This is a genomic window from Pseudomonas sp. BC42 (genome assembly GCF_021560055.1).
In the GTDB taxonomy this organism is placed as follows: Bacteria; Pseudomonadota; Gammaproteobacteria; order Pseudomonadales; family Pseudomonadaceae; genus Aquipseudomonas.
Map to the genome: position 1 here is coordinate 2,377,213 of NZ_CP091067.1, position 16,968 is coordinate 2,394,180.

A 16,968-nucleotide genomic window follows, 5' to 3' on the forward strand; every position below is an offset into this window, starting at 1 on the left:
CCTCACTGAACCGCGCCCGCAGGCGTGTTCAACAACACAACCGCAGCGGTCACCAGCAAATTGATCAGGGTCAGCGGCAGGCAGAATTTCCAGCTGAAGTCCATCACCTGGTCATAGCGCGGGCGCGGGATAGAGGCGCGCAGCAGGATGAACAGCATGATGAAGAACGCGGTCTTCAGGGCGAACCAGACGAAGGACAGTTGCGGCAGGATGCCGAACGGACCGTGCCAGCCACCGAAGAACAGGGTGACCAGCAGCGCCGAGATCAGGATGATGCCGATGTATTCACCGACGAAGAACATGCCCCATTTCATGCCGGCGTATTCAATGTGGTAACCGTCGGCCAGTTCCTGTTCCGCTTCCGGCTGGTCGAAGGGGTGACGGTGAGTCACGGCCACGCCAGCGATGAAGAAGGTACAGAAGCCGAAGAACTGCGGAATGATGAACCACAGGTTCTGCGCCTGGTACTCGACGATGTCGCGCATGTTGAAGGAACCGACCTGAGCCACGATGCCCATCAGCGCCAGGCCCATGAACACTTCGTAGGACACGGTCTGGGCCGAGGCCCGCAAGCTGCCCAGCAGGGCAAACTTGTTGTTACTCGACCAGCCGGCGAACAGCACCGCGTAGACCGACAGACCGGCCATGGCGAAGAAGAACAGCAGGCCGATGTTCAGGTCCGCGACGCCCCAGGTCGGGGTGATCGGGATGATCGCGAAGGCGATCAGCAGGGCGGACATGGCGACCACCGGTGCCAGGGTGAAGATCACCTTGTCGGCAAACGGCGGGGTCCAGTCTTCCTTGAAGAACATCTTCAGCATGTCGGCCGCGATCTGGAACATGCCGAACGGGCCAACGCGGTTCGGACCGTAACGGTCCTGCCACCAGCCCAGCAGGCGACGTTCGACGAAGCTCAGCAGCGCACCGGCGATCACCACCGCCAGCAGGATCACGATGGCCTTGACGACCGTCAGGATCACGTCGATCACTTCAGGGGTAAACCAACTCATTGCGCCGCCTCCTGCAGACCGTCAACGGATTTGCCAAAGAATGCCGGAGGAATGCCCGCCAGACCGGCAGGCAGGCCCACCAGGCCGGCACCCAGCTCTTCGTTGATGCGCAGCGGCAGACGCAGGGTCTGGCCAGCCAGACTCACTGCGAGCAGGGCACCGTCGTTGACGCCCAGGCGATCGGCTTCGGACTTGGCCAGGGCCACGTAGGCCGCCGGAATGCGCTCCTGCACCGGAGCGGCCTTCGAAGAGTTCTCCTCGCTGCCGAACAGGTGATAGAACGGCACCGCTTGCCAAGTGCCCTGGGCCGGAGAGAAGGCCCGCGGGACGCTGGCGAACCAGTTCAGACGGTCGCCCTGGCTTTCGATCAGGCGAGTACCCGGGTCACCGGCACGCAGGTGGCCGCCGACTTCGTCCTGGAACTTGTTCCAGGCTTGCGGCGAGTTCCAGCCCGGCGACCAGGCGAATGGCACTTGCGAGCGCGGCTCGGCGGAGCCCGAGTAACCTTCCATGGAGTAGGCGAAGGCGGTATCCGGGTCTTGCGAGGTACGCGGTTCGTGCACGCTCTGGTTGGCGCGCATGGCGGTACGGCCGCTGTAGCGCAGCGGTTCGCGGGCCAGTTTCAGGCCTTTGATACGGAATGCTGCGGAAGGTGCGGCATCGACGATGCTGGCCAGTTGCGGGGTGCTCGCGGCGCAGGCAGCGGTCACGTGGTCCAGCTGGGTCCAGTCCACCGGCTTGTTCAGCAGGGTGCTGCGCAGGGCATGCAGCCAGCGCCAGCCTTCGTGGACCATGATGCTGGCGTCCAGGTAGGTCGGATCGAAGACCTGGAAGAAGCGCTGGGCGCGACCTTCCTGGCTGACCAGGGTGCCGTCGCCTTCGGCGAAGCTGGCTGCCGACAGCACCAGGTGCGCGCGCTCGACGGTCGCGGTCTGTTGGTGATCGGCAACGATAACCACCTTGGCCGCGCTGAGGGCCGCATCCACCTTGGCCGCGTCGGTGCGGGTGTACAGGTCGTTTTCCAGCACCACGATGGCGTCGGCTTTACCGTCGACTACCGCCTGCAGGGCGGCGTCCACGGATTCGCCGCCGAGCATGGCCAGGCCGAGGCTGTTGGCCTCTGGCACGATCAGGCTGATGGAGCCGGCTTTATCGCGCAGCTTCAGGGCTTTGGCGATGTTCGCTGCGGCTTCGATCAGCGCCTTGGAACCCAGGGAAGTACCGGAAATGATCAGTGGGCGCTTGGCCGCCAACAGGGCGTCGGCAATGCGCTTGGCCAGTTCCAGGGCTTCGCTGTCCAGGCCTTCCACGGCAGGGGCGCTGGCGTCGATGGCGTGGGCCACGGCGAAACCGATGCGCGCCAGGTCGTCGGGAGCGGCGTGTACACACTCCTCGGCGACGTCGTCGAGCTTGGTTTCAGCAAGGCTGGCGATGAACAGCGGGTTCAGCGCGTGCTGACCGATGTTCTTCACCGCAGCGTCGAGCCAAGGCTGGACGCGCATGGCGTCGGCCATTTCCTCGGCCTTGCCCTTGACCGACTGGCGCAGGGCCAGGGCCATGCGGGCAGCGGTCTGGGTCAGGTCTTCGCCAAGGACGAAGATCGCGTCGTGGTCTTCGATCTCGCGCAGGTTCGGAACCGGCAGCGGGCTGTCGTTCAGCACCTGCAGAACCAGGCGGATGCGCTCCAGTTCAGACGCTTCGATGCCGCTGTAGAAGTGCTCGGCGCCGACCAGTTCACGCAGCGCGTAGTTGCTTTCCAGGCTGGCGCGAGGCGAGCCGATACCGACGATGTTGCGACCGCGCAGCAGGTCGGCGGCCTGGTCCAGGGCCTGGTCCAGGGTCAGCTGGGTGCCGTCGGCCAGGCGTGGCTGGCGTGGACGATCCTTGCGGTTGACGTAGCCATAACCGAAGCGGCCACGGTCGCAGAGGAAATACTGGTTCACCGAACCGTTGTAGCGGTTTTCGATGCGGCGCAGTTCGCCATAGCGCTCGCCCGGGGAGATGTTGCAACCGCTGGAGCAGCCATGGCAGATGCTTGGCGAGAACTGCATGTCCCATTTGCGGTTGTAGCGCTCGGAGTGAGTCTTGTCGGTGAACACACCGGTCGGGCAGACCTCGGTGAGGTTGCCGGAGAACTCGCTTTCCAGGGTGCCGTCTTCAACGCGACCGAAGTACACGTTGTCGTGGGCGCCGTAGACGCCCAGGTCGGTGCCGCCGGCGTAGTCCTTGTAGAAGCGTACGCAGCGGTAGCAGGCGATGCAGCGGTTCATCTCGTGAGCGATGAACGGGCCGAGGTCCTGATTCTGGTGGGTGCGCTTGGTGAAGCGATAACGGCGCTCGTTGTGGCCGGTCATCACCGTCATGTCTTGCAGGTGGCAGTGACCGCCTTCCTCACAGACCGGGCAGTCGTGAGGGTGGTTGGTCATCAGCCATTCGACAACACTGGCACGGAAGGCCTTGGATTCTTCATCGTCGATGGAGATCCAGGTGTTGTCGGTGGCCGGGGTCATGCAGGACATGACGATACGACCACGGGTGTCGTTCTCGTCGGTGTACTGCTTGACCGCGCACTGGCGACAGGCACCGACGCTACCGAGAGCGGGGTGCCAGCAGAAATAAGGGATGTCGAGGCCTAGTGACAGACACGCCTGTAACAGGTTGTCCGCCCCATCGACTTCGAGCGCTTTGCCGTCTACGTGGATAGTGGCCATGGTTCAAAGTTCTTCGTTGGCCCGGTGTCAGCGGGCGTGGCTAATGGAATCTTGTTATGCGTGCGAATCAACACAGCCGTTCACGGCGTCATCGCACGTCGAGCGCAGGGCACGGACCCTGCGCCCTCATCTAAGCGTTACGCGCCGACTACGATCGGTCGGGCCAGAGGCGGGACGGCGGCGCTGGTAGGCGCGATGCCGGCTTCGAACTCTGGACGGAAATACTTGATGGCACTGCCCAAAGGCTCCACGGCACCCGGTGCGTGAGCACAGAAGGTCTTGCCCGGGCCGAGGAAACCCACCAGACCCAGCAGGGTCTCGATGTCGCCCTGCTGGCCCTGGCCTTTTTCCAGGGCCATCAGCAGTTTGACGCTCCATGGCAGGCCATCACGGCAAGGGGTGCAGAAGCCGCAGGATTCACGGGCGAAGAATTGCTCCATGTTGCGCAGCAGCGACACCATGTTGATGCTGTCGTCCACCGCCATGGCCAGGCCGGTACCCATGCGGGTGCCCACTTTGGCGATGCCGCCGGCGTACATTTGCGCGTCCAGGTGTTCCGGCAGCAGGAAGCCGGTACCGGCGCCGCCGGGCTGCCAGCACTTGAGCTTGAAGCCGTCGCGCATGCCGCCGGCGTAGTCCTCGAACAGCTCGCGCGCGGTCACGCCGAAGGGCAGCTCCCACAGGCCAGGGTTCTTCACTTTGCCGGAGAAGCCCATCAGCTTGGTGCCGTGGTCTTCACTGCCTTCGCGGGCCAGGGATTTGTACCACTCCACGCCGTCGCCGATGATCGCCGGCACGTTGCACAGGGTCTCGACGTTGTTCACGCAAGTCGGCTTGCCCCACACGCCTACGGCGGCGGGGAAGGGCGGCTTGGAGCGTGGGTTGGCGCGACGGCCTTCCAGGGAGTTGATCAGTGCGGTTTCTTCACCGCAGATGTAGCGCCCGGCGCCGGTGTGCACGAACAGTTCGAAATCGAAACCGCTGCCCAGGATGTTCTTGCCCAACAGGCCAGCAGCCTTGGCTTCTTCCACGGCACGGCGCAGGTGCTTGGCGGCGGTGGTGTACTCGCCGCGCAGGAAGATGTAGCCGCGGTAGGTCTTCAGTGCACGGGCACTGATCAGCATGCCTTCGATCAGCAGATGGGGCAGTTGCTCCATCAGCATGCGGTCTTTCCAGGTGTTGGGTTCCATTTCGTCCGCGTTGCACAGCAGGTAGCGGATGTTCATGGATTCGTCTTTGGGCATCAGGCCCCACTTCACGCCGGTGGGGAAGCCCGCACCGCCGCGGCCCTTGAGGCCGGCGTCCTTCACGGTCTGGACGATATCGTCCTGGGACAGGTCGGCGAAAGCCTTGCGCGCTGCAGCGTAGCCGTTCTTGGCCTGGTACTCGTCGAACCATACCGGCTCGCCGTCGTCACGCAGACGCCAGGTCAGGGGGTGGGTTTCTGCGGTGCGCGCAATGCGGTTCGCAGGGCCGAAAGAGGTCAGGGTCATACGTAGCCCTCCAACAGTTTGGCCACGCCAGCGGGCTGTACGTCGCCGAAAGTGTCGTCGTCGATCATCAGCGCCGGGGCCTTGTCGCAGTTGCCCAGGCAGCACACCGGCAGCAGGGTGAAGCGGCCGTCGGCGGTGGTCTGGCCGAGGCCGATGCCCAGCTCGCTCTGGATCTGGCTGACTACGGACTCATGGCCGCCGATGTAGCAGACCATGCTGTCGCAGACGCGAATGATGTGGCGGCCCACTGGCTGGCGGAAGATCTGGCTGTAGAACGTCGCCACGCCTTCTACGTCGCTGGCGGGGATGCCGAGGATCTCGCCGATGGCGTAGACCGCGCCGTCAGGCACCCAGCCACGTTCCTTCTGGACGATCTTCAGGGCTTCGATCGACGCCGCGCGCGGGTCTTCGTAGTGATGCATCTCGTGCTCGATGGCCGAGCGCTCGGTTTCGCTCAGGGCGAAACGGTCAGTCTGGATAAGCGTGCTGTTCATGCTTAGCGGTCCACGTCGGCCATAACGAAGTCGATACTACCCAGGTACGCGATCAAGTCCGCGACCATGCTGCCGCGGATCACCGAAGGGATCTGCTGCAGGTGGGCGAAGCTTGGGGTACGGATCCGGGTGCGGTAGCTCATGGTGCCGCCATCGCTCGTCAGGTAATAACTGTTGATGCCCTTGGTCGCTTCGATCATCTGGAAGGATTCGTTGGCCGGCATGACCGGGCCCCACGAAACCTGCAGGAAGTGCGTGATCAAGGTCTCGATGTGCTGCAGGGTGCGCTCTTTCGGCGGCGGCGTGGTCAGCGGGTGGTCCGCCTTGTACGGGCCTTCCGGCATGTTGCGCAGGCACTGATCGATGATCTTGATGCTCTGGCGCATTTCTTCCACGCGAACCATGCAACGGTCGTAGGCGTCACCGTTGGCACCCAGCGGGACTTCGAACTCGAAGTTCTCGTAGCCGGAGTACGGACGGGCCTTGCGCAGGTCGAAATCGCAACCGGTGGAGCGCAGGCCGGCACCGGTGACGCCCCATTCCAGGGCTTCCTTGGTGTTGTAGGCGGCGACACCGATGGTCCGGCCCTTGAGGATGCTGTTCTGCAGGGCAGCCTTGGTGTATTCGTCGAGGCGCTTGGGCAGCCATTCGACGAAGTCCTTGACCAGCTTTTCCCAGCCGCGGGGCAGATCGTGGGCAACGCCGCCGATGCGGTACCAGGCCGGGTGCAGGCGGAAACCGGTGATGGCTTCGATCACGGTGTAGGCGCGCTGACGGTCGGTGAAGGTGAAGAACACCGGGGTCATGGCGCCGACGTCCTGGATGTAGGTGCCCAGGAACAGCAGGTGGCTGGTAATGCGGAAGAACTCGGCCATCATGATGCGGATGACGTCGACCTTCTCCGGCACCTTGATGCCGGCCAGCTTCTCGACCGACAGCACGTACGGCAGGTTGTTCATCACCCCGCCCAGGTAGTCGATGCGGTCGGTGTAAGGGATGAAGCTGTGCCAGGACTGACGCTCGGCCATCTTCTCTGCACCACGGTGGTGGTAGCCGATGTCCGGTACGCAGTCGACGATCTCTTCGCCATCCAGTTGCAGGATGATACGGAAGGCACCGTGAGCCGAAGGGTGGTTCGGACCCAGGTTGAGGAACATGTAGTCCTCGTTGGCGCCGGAACGCTTCATGCCCCAGTCTTCCGGACGGAAGCGCGCGGCTTCCTCTTCCAGCTGCTGCTTGGCCAGGTTCAGGCTGAACGGATCGAACTCGGTGGCGCGAGCCGGGAAGTCCTTGCGCAGCGGGTGACCTTCCCAGGTCGGCGGCATCATGATTCGCGACAGGTGCGGGTGGCCGGCAAAGTCGATGCCGAACATGTCCCAGACTTCACGCTCGTACCAGTTGGCGTTGGGCCAGATACCGGTGACGGTGGGCAGGCTGAGGTCGCCTTCGGAGAGGGCCACCTTGATCATCACGTCGCTGTTACGTTCGATCGACAGCAAGTGGTAGAACACGCTGAAGTCGGCACCCGGCAGGCCCTGGCGCTTGGTACGCAGGCGCTCGTCCACGCCGTGCAGGTCATAGAGCATGACGTACGGCTTGGGCAGGTTGCGCAGGAAGGTCAGGACTTCGACGAGTTTGGAGCGGGTAACCCACAGCACCGGCATGCCGGTGCGGGTGGCCTGGGCGGTGAACGCCTCAGGGCCAAAACGGTTATTGAGTTCGACGACCACATCCTGGTCGTCAGCCTTATAAGGCGGGATGTACAGAGCACTGCCTGTAGTCATGGTTTTTTATCGCTTTCGGTCAACGTAAAGAGTGAAGCCAGTGTCGTTTCTTTGTCAGAACAGATCTGGATCAGACTTCGTCAGGGCTGCGCAGGTTGGTGACCTGAATACGCTGTTCGCGGCGCTGCTCCTTTTGCGACGGCATCTCGGCGCGATACACGCCTTGATCACCGACGACCCAGGACAGTGGGCGACGCTCCTGGCCAATGGATTCTTGCAAGAGCATCAAGCCTTGCAGGAACGCTTCGGGGCGGGGCGGGCAGCCAGGTACGTAGACGTCCACGGGCAGGAACTTGTCCACCCCCTGAACTACGGAGTAGATGTCGTACATGCCGCCGGAGTTGGCGCACGAACCCATGGAGATGACCCACTTGGGCTCAAGCATTTGCTCGTAGAGACGCTGGATGATCGGCGCCATCTTGATGAAGCAGGTACCGGCGATAACCATGAAGTCCGCCTGACGCGGCGACGCCCGGATAACCTCGGCGCCAAAGCGCGCGATGTCATGGGGCGCCGTGAAGGCGGTGGTCATTTCCACGTAGCAGCAGGACAGACCGAAGTTGTACGGCCACAGGGAGTTCTTACGCCCCCAGTTGACCGCGCCGCTCAGCACGTCTTCCAGCTTGCCCATGAAGATGTTTTTGTGGACCTGATCCTCTAACGGATCGGAAACGGTTTCACGTTCGCCGATCGGGTACTGATCGTTAGGAGCATCGGGGTCGATCCTGGTGAGATTGTATTGCATCGCCAAAGCCTCATTGTTTTAGCTTCGCCTGCCGCTTACGACGACCTTCCGGAGCCCAGTCAAGAGCCCCCACTCGCCAAAGGTAGACAAGACCTGCCAACAGAATTGCTATGAAAACGAGAGCTTCGACGAATCCGGTCCAGCCGCTTTCGCGGACGGACACAGACCAGGCAAAGAGAAAGAGGGCTTCGATATCGAAGATCACGAAGAGCATCGCGACCAGATAGAATTTGGCTGAGAGCCGCAAGCGGGCGCCACCGGTAGGTAGCATGCCGGACTCGAACGGTTCGTTTTTGCTGCGGCCCCAGGCTTTTGACCCGAGGAGGCTGGAGACGCCGAGCATGAAGGCGCAGAGGCCGACAACACCCAGAAGGAAAATGGCAAAGCCCCAGTTGTGGGCCATGAGTCCTGTCGCTTCGGGCATGCTGGTAATCCTTAACAGAGAGCAAGAGTCTCTGAGCTTGATAAAGAAATAAAGCAGTGACGATATGTCGCAGCGCAATCAATCGCGCTGATTTTATGGCTAAACACCGGGCAAGTAAAATTTCTAAAGCGAAATTGTTTATCGTAATAAGGACATAGCTCACCCCTGTAGCCCCGTAAGCCGCAGCCTGCGGGCATTAGGGGATGTTTTGTTAATTATGTTTTGTCCCTGCTGTAATGAAAGTTTTAGTCTCTAAATGATAATCAATATTATTTAGAGGGTGTTTTATTCTGCTCCCCTTGGAGGCGTGGGAAAGTTGCCGGATATATCCCTGTTACTGCAAGTAGCAGGGGCGCACCTTTTAACCTGTTTCGCTCTGGGTAACACCGCTCTGGATCAATATTTCGTCGGCTTTTTGGGCGGCGCCGACTTGTCGGCGAATTTTGCTGGAGGCAGGCGGATTGGGAAATGCGCAGGCCTGTTTCGCCGGCAAATTGGCTCCTGCTGGGAGTGCGGGCAAAAAAAACGCCCCGAACCAGTCGGGGCGTCAGCTTTACAGCAATGCAGTTGTTTTTACCGGATCTGCATTGGCCGCTCGATCAAGGCGCGAGGCCTGGAATCAATGGAACTGCTCTTCTTCGGTGGAGCCGGTCAGGGCGGTTACCGAGGACGAGCCGCCCTGGATCACGGTGGTCATGTCGTCGAAGTAGCCGGTGCCCACTTCCTGCTGGTGAGCCACGAAGGTGTAGCCTTTGGCCGCGTCGGCGAACTCTTGCTCTTGCAGTTTCACGTAGGCAGTCATGTCGTTGCGGGCGTAGTCATGCGCCAGATTGAACATGCTGTGCCACATGTTGTGGATACCGGCCAGGGTGATGAACTGGTGCTTGTAGCCCATGGCGGACAGCTCGCGCTGGAACTTGGCGATGGTGGCGTCGTCCAGGTTCTTCTTCCAGTTGAAGGAAGGCGAGCAGTTGTACGACAGGATCTGGTCCGGGTATTCCTTCTTGATCGCTTCGGCGAAACGACGGGCTTCGTCCAGGTCCGGCTTGGCGGTTTCGCACCAGATCAGGTCGGCGTAAGGCGCGTAGGCCAGACCGCGGGCAATTGCCTGGTCCAGGCCGGCTTTCACTTTGTAGAAGCCTTCCTGGGTGCGAGTGCCTGTCACGAACGGCTGGTCGTACGGGTCGCAGTCCGAAGTCAGCAGGTCAGCAGCGTTGGCGTCGGTACGGGCCAGGATGATGGTCGGTACGCCGGCAACGTCGGCCGCCAGACGGGCAGCGGTCAGCTTCTGTACAGCTTCCTGGGTCGGCACCAGTACCTTGCCGCCCATGTGGCCGCACTTCTTCACGGAAGCCAGCTGGTCTTCGAAGTGAACGCCGGCGGCGCCTGCTTCGATCATGCTCTTCATCAGCTCGTAGGCGTTCAGCACGCCGCCGAAACCGGCTTCAGCGTCGGCCACGATTGGCGCGAAGTAGTCGATGTAGCCTTCGTCGCCCGGGTTCTTGCCGGCTTTCCACTGGATCTGGTCCGCACGACGGAACGAGTTGTTGATGCGCTTGACCACGGTTGGAACCGAGTCCACCGGGTACAGCGACTGGTCGGGGTACATGGATTCTGCGGAGTTGTTGTCCGCAGCCACTTGCCAGCCCGACAGGTAGATGGCCTGGATACCGGCTTTGACCTGTTGAACAGCCTGGCCGCCGGTCAGGGCGCCCATGCAGTTGACGAAATCTTTATCAGGACGGAAGGACGGCTTGGCACCTTGGGTGACCAGGTTCCAGAGCTTCTCGGCGCCCATGCGTGCCAGGGTGTGCTCGGGTTGAACCGAACCACGCAGACGGACCACGTCGGCAGCGGAGTAGGTGCGAGTCACGCCTTTCCAGCGCGGGTTTTCAGCCCAGTCTTTTTCAAGGGCTGCAATTTGCTGTTCGCGTGTCAGTGCCATGGAGATAAACCTCGTCGCGTCTTGTGTAAAAAGTCGTTCTTGGTTGGAAAATTCCGGCTCCGCCGATCACGCGTCATAACGTTGCGTGGAAGGCTGCTCGCTGACCAGGAAGCTTAGGCGGTCGAGGGTGTATGGCGGGGATGGCGACGGGTGAACGATGAGCTCGAGGGGAAAAGTGAGCAGGTGAAGGCGAGCTGCGGTGCGCATTCGGGCGTCGTGGGCCTGGGTGCGTTCCAACAGTGTGTTGCCGATCGACCTAATTACGCTTCCGTCCCTCGGGACAACTTCGTTCCAGTCGCAATCTCGTCAAACACACCTTGTGGGCAGTACAGACACGAATCGGCTCGGTTGGGTAGGTTGGAGCGGCGATCCGAAGGCCCTTGCCAGGGCCCCTGATTAGCGGGAGCGAGGCCATCATGCCCGCGGTTTTTTGGCCCGTCAAATGTTTTGTAGTGCTTTTTTTGCGCCACTACATCTTTGGTCTAATACGACTAATCAGTCAGTTTTTGGTGCTTTAGTCCAATGCGTCGACCTTGACCCGCAAGGTCATGTCATCCCGGCCTTGGGTCGAATAGCTGCGGCCCAGAGCCTGCTTGTCGGCCTGGGTCTGGCGATTGACGCCCGCCAGGGTGATCCACTCGCCAAGGCGACCGCTGACGGTTGTGTCGGTACTTTGCACGTTCACTACATCAGGACGTTCCTGGCTCATGCGGTCACGATTGGTGCTGATGCTCAGGTGCACGGTCTCGCCGGTCACGCTGGCCGTGACATAGAAGCCCTGGGTGACGTTGCGGTACTGGGTCTGGTTTTGCGGGCGACCGTAGGGATCGGTCTGGGTCGTGGTCAGGGGCACGCTCTGACCGACCTGAATCAGGGCCGGCACGCCTTCGCTGGCCTGGATCTGCTGGATGCCGCCATCGCGACTCTCGGTGCTGCGATTGATGATCCGGGTTTGCGGCGCGCCGTTGACCGAATAACCCTGGTTGTCCTGGAAGTTGTTCTCGTTGGTGTCGACGGTGATCAGCAGGCGCTTGGCCGCCGTATCCAATTGCGCAATGAAAGCCCGCAGTTCGGCGATCTTGCCCGGCTCGGCATTGACGATCAGTTGGTTGCCATAGGCGCTGACCTTGCCGTCCTTGCCGAGAAAATTCTGCGCCACCGGCAGCAGGTCGGCGCTGGTGCGGTTGTTGAGGGGCACGATCTCGGTGGCGGCCATGACCGAGCAGCTGAAGGTCAGCAGCAGCGTCGTGAGCAAGGTGCGTAGGGACATATCCGTTATCTCCGCGAGTAGCTGGCGTAAAGCCTTGAGTTTGACACTTTGTCGGCTTTGGGTGGGGCAAGTTGAATCCTAGACGGCAAAACGCCCCGGCATCCTGGTCTTGCGCCGGTCGGGGCAAGGGGATGGCGGGGCGTTGGCTTGGGTCATTGCCGCCAGGGCATGTCGGTCAGGCGCCGCGGACCATGTCAACGTGAGGAATCCCTGCTTCGAGAAACTCCTGGCTGACAATCGAGAAGCCCAGGCGCTCGTAGAACGGCGTGGCCTGGACCTGGGCGCTGAGCATCTGCTGCTTGAGGCCGCGTTTCTCGGCTTCGTCGATCACCGCATGCATCAGCGCATCGCCGACCTTCAGGCCGCGCCAGTCCTTGAGTACCGAAACCCGGCCGACATGGCCGTCGGGCAGCAGGCGCGCGGTGCCAATCGGAAAATCGCCCTCGAAGGCCAGGAAGTGCACGGCGCTGTCATCGTCGGCGTCCCATTCCAGTTCCGGTGGAACCGCTTGCTCGGCAATGAACACCGCTTCACGAATACGCCGGATCTCGGCGTTATCCTTTTGCCAGTCTGCGACACGTACGCGAATCTTATTCATCGGCGAACCCCAGGCTCCCTTGCTTGACCAGTTCACACAACAGGCCGCGCCCATCGTCATCCGCCAGCCAGGGGCCGAGGTTGTCGATATGCAGGGCATCGGCGGCGCAAATCATTTTCAGCAGCTCGCGCAGTTTACCGGGAAGCAGGCGGCTCTGGCCGCTGGCGAACAGCAACAGGTCTTCATCCACTTCCGACCAGGCCAGGCGCGCGCTCGGGTTGCGGATCAGGATCGCGCCCTGTTCCAGGCTGCCCAGCAGGTCGTCTTCTTCCAGTTCCGGGCCGACCACCAGTTCCGGATAACGCGGCTCGGTCATGAACTGGCCGAACCAGGTCAGCAAAAGGCGCTCGTCGCTCATGTGCTCGGCCAGCAGGCTCTTGAGGCGGTCGAGGGCGTCCTGCTGGATCTGGTGCGGGTCGCTGGCCGGCTGTACGTCGGCGTCGGTGTAGCGATCTTCGTCCGGCAGGAACTGACCGAGGAAGTCGGTGAAGTGAGTCAGGACTTCAGCGGCACTCGGGGCGCGGAAGCCCACCGAATAGGTCATGCAGTCATTCAGCGCAACGCCGTAGTGGGCCAGGCGCGGCGGCAGGTAGAGCATGTCACCGGGTTCCAGGACCCAGCTTTCAGTCTCTTCGAACTCGGCGAGGATGCGCAGGTCCGCGTGCTGCAGCAGCGGGCTCTCGGAGTCGCACATCTGGCCGATCTTCCAGTTGCGCTTGCCGTGGCCTTGCAGCAGGAACACGTCGTAGTTGTCAAAGTGCGGGCCGACATTACCGCCCGGTGCGGCGAAGCTGATCATCACGTCATCGATGCGCCAGCTCGGCAGGAAGCGGAAATGCTCCAGCAGTTCGGCGACTTCCGGGACGAACTGGTCCACGGCCTGTACCAGCAGCGTCCAGTCACGCTCCGGCAGCTTGCTGAACTCGTCTTCGGCGAACGGGCCGCGACGCAGTTCCCAGGGGCGCTCGCCGTTCTCGATCACCAGGCGCGATTCGACTTCTTCTTCCAGGGCCAGGCCGGCCAGTTCGTCGGGTTCGATCGGGCTTTCGAAGTCAGGCAGGGCCTGACGGATCAGCAGGGGCTTTTTCTGCCAGTAGTCACGCAGAAATTCCCGTGCAGTGATGCCGCCCAGAAGTTGAAGTGGAATGTCAGGATTCATGTGTAACCTATTGAAAAAGTTTACTTTTCTAGCAGGAATAAAAACGCCCGGCGCGGCCGGGCGTCAAAAGGTCGGGCGGTGGCTCAGATGCGCTTGGCCTGGGCCGCGGCATTGCCGATGTAGCTGGCTGGGGTGAGCTGCTTGAGCTCGGCCTTGGCCGCGGCAGGCATGTCCAGCCCGTCGATGAAAGTCTGCAACGCTTCAGGGCTGATGCCCTTGCCGCGGGTCAGTTCCTTGAGCTTTTCGTACGGATTTTCGATGTTGTAGCGACGCATCACGGTCTGGATCGGCTCGGCCAGCACTTCCCAGCAGGCATCCAGGTCTTCGGCGATCTTCTGGGCGTTGAGCTCCAGCTTGCTGATGCCTTTGAGGCTGGCTTCGTAGGCGATCACGCTGTGAGCGAAGCCCACGCCCAGGTTGCGCAGGACGGTGGAGTCGGTCAGGTCGCGCTGCCAGCGGGAGATGGGCAGCTTGCTCGCCAGGTGCTGGAACAGGGCGTTGGCGATCCCCAGGTTGCCTTCGGAGTTTTCGAAGTCGATCGGGTTGACCTTGTGCGGCATGGTCGAGGAACCGATTTCGCCGGCAATGGTGCGTTGCTTGAAGTAGCCCAGGGAGATGTAGCCCCAGATATCGCGATCGAAGTCGATCAGGATGGTGTTGAAGCGGGCGATGGCATCGAACAGCTCGGCAATGTAGTCGTGCGGCTCGATCTGCGTGGTGTAGGGGTTGAAGGCCAGGCCCAGCTCGTCTTCGATGAAGGCGCGGGCATTGGCTTCCCAGTCGATGTCCGGATAGGCCGACAGGTGGGCGTTGTAGTTGCCCACGGCGCCGTTGATCTTGCCCAGCAGTGGCACGGCGGCGACCTGAGCGATCTGGCGCTCCAGACGGTACACGACGTTGGCCAGTTCCTTGCCCAGGGTGGTCGGCGAGGCCGGCTGACCGTGGGTGCGCGACAGCATCGGCACTTCGGCGAAGCGGATCGCCAGTTCGCGGATGGCGTTGGCGGTCTGGCGCATCAGCGGCAGCATCACGTCATCACGGCCTTCGCGCAGCATCAGGGCGTGGGACAGGTTGTTGATGTCCTCGCTGGTGCAGGCGAAGTGGATGAACTCACTGACGTTGGCCAGCTCAGGCAGCTTGGCGGCTTGTTCCTTGAGCAGGTACTCGATGGCCTTGACGTCGTGGTTGGTGGTGCGCTCGATCTCTTTGACGCGCTCGGCGTGCTCCAGGGAGAAGTTCTCTGCCAGGGCATTGAGGACGGCGTTGGCTTCGGCGGAGAACGCCGGCACTTCGCTGATGGCGCTGTGGGCGGCCAGGCGCTGGAGCCAGCGCACTTCAACGAGGACGCGAGCACGGATCAGGCCGTATTCGCTGAAAATGGGGCGCAGGGCCTGGGTTTTGCCGGCGTAGCGGCCGTCAACAGGGGAAACCGCAGTGAGCGAAGAGAGCTGCATGGGGTGTTCTCGGACAGTCGGGCAACGAAATGGGGCGCGTATCATACATGAAAATATCCGCGGGTCCGTTGCCAACTGACCAGCGTCTTACGCGCAGCTCTTGAAAAATCAGGCGCAGCTCAGCTGCTGCGCATCAATGGATACAGCTCTTTGAGCAATTTGCGCCGGCTGATCACCAGTTGCCAGCGATGGCCGCCCAGCTGGCGCCACAGGCGCGCCGAGCGAATGCCGGCCAGCAGCAGGGCGCGGATCTTCGAGGCGTTGCTCGGCTGCTGCAGGTTGCGCATGTCGCCGTGCACCTGGATGCGTTGGCGCAGGGTGCTCAGGGTGTCCTGGTACAGCCCGCCGCATGCAGCAATGACGTTTTCGTGGGCCGGGCCGAAGTGTTCGACCTGGGACTGGATCTGTGGCAGGCGCTTGCCGATGGTTTCCAGCAGGTCATCGCGCTTGGCCAACTGGCGTTCCAGGCCGAGCATCGACAAGGCGTAGCGCAGGGGCTCGCGTTGCAGGGTGCTGGGGTCGCGCTCCAGAGCGCCGATCAGGGCGCGGTAGCCCTCGCGCAGGTTGAGGTCGTCGCCACCGTAGACCTCCAGGGTGTCCTTGGGGTCACGGATCAGCAGGCTGCCGAGCATGCAGCTCAAGGCCGCTTCGCTGACCTGGCCGGTCTTGGCGATGCGGTCCACCAGCACCGCAGCGAGGAATACTCCACCCAGCGCCGTCAGTTGCTCCTGAATCGGGCTCATGGGCGGACGTCCTTGCTGCTCCAGGGTTCGGCCACTTCGATCACGCCGCCGCCGAGGCAGATTTCACCGTCGTAGAACACCACGGACTGGCCGGGAGTCACCGCGCGCTGCGGATCGTCGAAGGTGGCGCGATAGCCGTTGGCGGTCCGCTCCAGGGTGCAGGGCTGGTCGCTCTGGCGGTAGCGCACCTTGGCGGTCAGGCGCCGTGGCTGGCTCAGGTCGATGGGGTTGACCCAATAGATGTCGGAAGCCAGCAGGGCGCGGGAGAACAGCCACGGATGGTCGTTGCCCTGGCCGACGATCAGCTCGTTGTGCTCCAGGTCCTTGATCAGCACGTACCACGGCTCTTCGCCGGCGTCTTTCAGGCCGCCGATGCCCAGGCCCTGGCGCTGGCCGATGGTGTGGTACATCAGGCCGTGGTGGCGGCCGATGACTTCACCTTCGGTAGTCTTGATCTCGCCGGGCTGGGCCGGCAGGTATTGCTTGAGGAAGTCGCTGAAGCGCCGCTCACCGATAAAGCAGATGCCGGTGGAGTCTTTCTTCTTGGCGGTGGCCAGGTCATGTTTCTCGGCGATGGCGCGCACTTCGGGTTTTTCCAGCTCGCCTACCGGGAACAGGGTCTTGGCGATCTGCTCGCCGCCCACGGCATGCAGGAAGTAGCTCTGGTCCTTGTTCGGGTCCAGGCCCTTGAGCAGTTCGGTGCGGCCGTCGATGTCGCGGCGGCGTACATAGTGGCCGGTAGCGATCAGGTCGGCGCCGAGCATCATGGCGTAGTCAAGGAACGCCTTGAACTTGATTTCGCGGTTGCACAGGATATCCGGGTTCGGCGTGCGGCCGGCCTTGTATTCGGCCAGGAAGTGCTCGAACACGTTGTCCCAGTACTCGGCGGCGAAGTTGGCGGTGTGCAGCTTGATGCCAAGTTTGTCGCACACGGCCTGGGCGTCGGCCAGGTCGTCCATGGCGGTGCAGTATTCGGTGCCGTCGTCTTCCTCCCAGTTCTTCATGAACAGGCCTTCCACCTGGTATCCCTGTTCCATCAGCAGGAGGGCGGAAACGGAAGAATCCACGCCGCCGGACATGCCGACAATGACGCGTTTCTTTTGGGTGTCAGAAGAGGCTGGATCACGCATAGGAATTC

The 16,968-nt window shown here is 62.0% G+C and carries 14 protein-coding genes; all 14 read right to left on the bottom strand.

Annotation, left to right across the window (positions count from 1 at the left end; translation table 11 throughout):
• Nucleotides 1-2: 2 nt before the first annotated feature.
• The 14 genes from nuoH to mnmA all read right to left on the bottom strand — a co-directional run bounded on the left by nuoH (nucleotide 3) and on the right by mnmA (nucleotide 16,960).
• Nucleotides 3-1,010, bottom strand: coding sequence for an NADH-quinone oxidoreductase subunit NuoH (gene nuoH / locus L1O02_RS11060; RefSeq protein ID WP_060840137.1), 1,008 nt, complete (start codon nucleotides 1,008-1,010; stop codon nucleotides 3-5).
• Entirely contained in the window at nucleotides 1,007-3,721 is a 2,715-nt protein-coding gene (gene nuoG / locus L1O02_RS11065) for an NADH-quinone oxidoreductase subunit NuoG (RefSeq protein WP_060840136.1), read from the bottom strand. Before nuoG ends, nuoH begins: the two co-directional genes overlap by 4 nt.
• 137 nt (nucleotides 3,722-3,858) lie before the next feature.
• Entirely contained in the window at nucleotides 3,859-5,214 is a 1,356-nt protein-coding gene (gene nuoF, locus L1O02_RS11070; RefSeq protein ID WP_011062189.1) for an NADH-quinone oxidoreductase subunit NuoF, read from the bottom strand.
• Nucleotides 5,211-5,708 (bottom strand): NADH-quinone oxidoreductase subunit NuoE, encoded by a 498-nt coding sequence (gene nuoE, locus L1O02_RS11075; RefSeq protein ID WP_011062188.1) that lies wholly within the window; start codon nucleotides 5,706-5,708, stop codon nucleotides 5,211-5,213. Before nuoE ends, nuoF begins: the two co-directional genes overlap by 4 nt.
• Nucleotides 5,709-5,710: 2 nt before the next feature.
• Nucleotides 5,711-7,492: an NADH-quinone oxidoreductase subunit C/D gene (nuoC, locus tag L1O02_RS11080; protein WP_016964778.1), complete on the bottom strand. Its 1,782-nt coding sequence runs from the start codon at nucleotides 7,490-7,492 to the stop codon at nucleotides 5,711-5,713.
• Nucleotides 7,493-7,562: 70 nt separating this feature from the next.
• Nucleotides 7,563-8,237 (bottom strand): NADH-quinone oxidoreductase subunit B, encoded by a 675-nt coding sequence (locus L1O02_RS11085; RefSeq protein WP_011062186.1) that lies wholly within the window; start codon nucleotides 8,235-8,237, stop codon nucleotides 7,563-7,565.
• Between the two features lie 10 nt (nucleotides 8,238-8,247).
• Nucleotides 8,248-8,661, bottom strand: a complete 414-nt coding sequence (locus tag L1O02_RS11090; RefSeq protein WP_011062185.1) for an NADH-quinone oxidoreductase subunit A — start codon at nucleotides 8,659-8,661, stop codon at nucleotides 8,248-8,250.
• Between the two features lie 619 nt (nucleotides 8,662-9,280).
• A complete protein-coding gene (gene aceA / locus L1O02_RS11095; protein ID WP_016964777.1) occupies nucleotides 9,281-10,606 on the bottom strand; it encodes an isocitrate lyase in 1,326 nt (441 codons plus the stop codon).
• Between the two features lie 514 nt (nucleotides 10,607-11,120).
• Nucleotides 11,121-11,876, bottom strand: coding sequence for a secretin N-terminal domain-containing protein (locus tag L1O02_RS11100; protein WP_092313075.1), 756 nt, complete (start codon nucleotides 11,874-11,876; stop codon nucleotides 11,121-11,123).
• Nucleotides 11,877-12,051: 175 nt separating this feature from the next.
• A complete protein-coding gene (locus L1O02_RS11105; protein WP_060840132.1) occupies nucleotides 12,052-12,474 on the bottom strand; it encodes a GNAT family N-acetyltransferase in 423 nt (140 codons plus the stop codon).
• Nucleotides 12,467-13,633 carry a cupin domain-containing protein gene (locus L1O02_RS11110; RefSeq protein ID WP_060840131.1) on the bottom strand — a complete coding sequence of 389 codons (1,167 nt, stop codon included), beginning with the start codon at nucleotides 13,631-13,633 and terminating at the stop codon, nucleotides 12,467-12,469. The genes L1O02_RS11105 and L1O02_RS11110 overlap by 8 nt, the downstream gene beginning before the upstream one ends.
• An 83-nt stretch (nucleotides 13,634-13,716) precedes the next feature.
• Nucleotides 13,717-15,087 (bottom strand): adenylosuccinate lyase, encoded by a 1,371-nt coding sequence (gene purB / locus L1O02_RS11115; RefSeq protein WP_060840130.1) that lies wholly within the window; start codon nucleotides 15,085-15,087, stop codon nucleotides 13,717-13,719.
• Nucleotides 15,088-15,206: 119 nt separating this feature from the next.
• Complete coding sequence (gene hflD / locus L1O02_RS11120; RefSeq protein ID WP_060840129.1) at nucleotides 15,207-15,830, bottom strand: high frequency lysogenization protein HflD; 624 nt, start codon at nucleotides 15,828-15,830, stop codon at nucleotides 15,207-15,209.
• The gene (mnmA, locus tag L1O02_RS11125) at nucleotides 15,827-16,960 is read right to left on the bottom strand and encodes a tRNA 2-thiouridine(34) synthase MnmA (protein ID WP_108545747.1); all 1,134 of its coding nucleotides are present in this window, start codon (nucleotides 16,958-16,960) and stop codon (nucleotides 15,827-15,829) included. Before mnmA ends, hflD begins: the two co-directional genes overlap by 4 nt.
• Between the last annotated feature and the right edge of the window lie 8 nt (nucleotides 16,961-16,968).

Bases quoted from the DNA above. Each gene is read 5' to 3' on its own strand.
- nuoH (WP_060840137.1), bottom strand. From the start codon at position 1,010: ATGAGTTGGTTTACCCCTGAAGTGATCGACGTGATCCTGACGGTCGTC.
- nuoG (WP_060840136.1), bottom strand. From the start codon at position 3,721: ATGGCCACTATCCACGTAGACGGCAAAGCGCTCGAAGTCGATGGGGCG.
- nuoF (WP_011062189.1), bottom strand. From the start codon at position 5,214: ATGACCCTGACCTCTTTCGGCCCTGCGAACCGCATTGCGCGCACCGCA.
- nuoE (WP_011062188.1), bottom strand. From the start codon at position 5,708: ATGAACAGCACGCTTATCCAGACTGACCGTTTCGCCCTGAGCGAAACC.
- nuoC (WP_016964778.1), bottom strand. From the start codon at position 7,492: ATGACTACAGGCAGTGCTCTGTACATCCCGCCTTATAAGGCTGACGAC.
- L1O02_RS11085 (WP_011062186.1), bottom strand. From the start codon at position 8,237: ATGCAATACAATCTCACCAGGATCGACCCCGATGCTCCTAACGATCAG.
- L1O02_RS11090 (WP_011062185.1), bottom strand. From the start codon at position 8,661: ATGCCCGAAGCGACAGGACTCATGGCCCACAACTGGGGCTTTGCCATT.
- aceA (WP_016964777.1), bottom strand. From the start codon at position 10,606: ATGGCACTGACACGCGAACAGCAAATTGCAGCCCTTGAAAAAGACTGG.
- L1O02_RS11100 (WP_092313075.1), bottom strand. From the start codon at position 11,876: ATGTCCCTACGCACCTTGCTCACGACGCTGCTGCTGACCTTCAGCTGC.
- L1O02_RS11105 (WP_060840132.1), bottom strand. From the start codon at position 12,474: ATGAATAAGATTCGCGTACGTGTCGCAGACTGGCAAAAGGATAACGCC.
- L1O02_RS11110 (WP_060840131.1), bottom strand. From the start codon at position 13,633: ATGAATCCTGACATTCCACTTCAACTTCTGGGCGGCATCACTGCACGG.
- purB (WP_060840130.1), bottom strand. From the start codon at position 15,087: ATGCAGCTCTCTTCGCTCACTGCGGTTTCCCCTGTTGACGGCCGCTAC.
- hflD (WP_060840129.1), bottom strand. From the start codon at position 15,830: ATGAGCCCGATTCAGGAGCAACTGACGGCGCTGGGTGGAGTATTCCTC.
- mnmA (WP_108545747.1), bottom strand. From the start codon at position 16,960: ATGCGTGATCCAGCCTCTTCTGACACCCAAAAGAAACGCGTCATTGTC.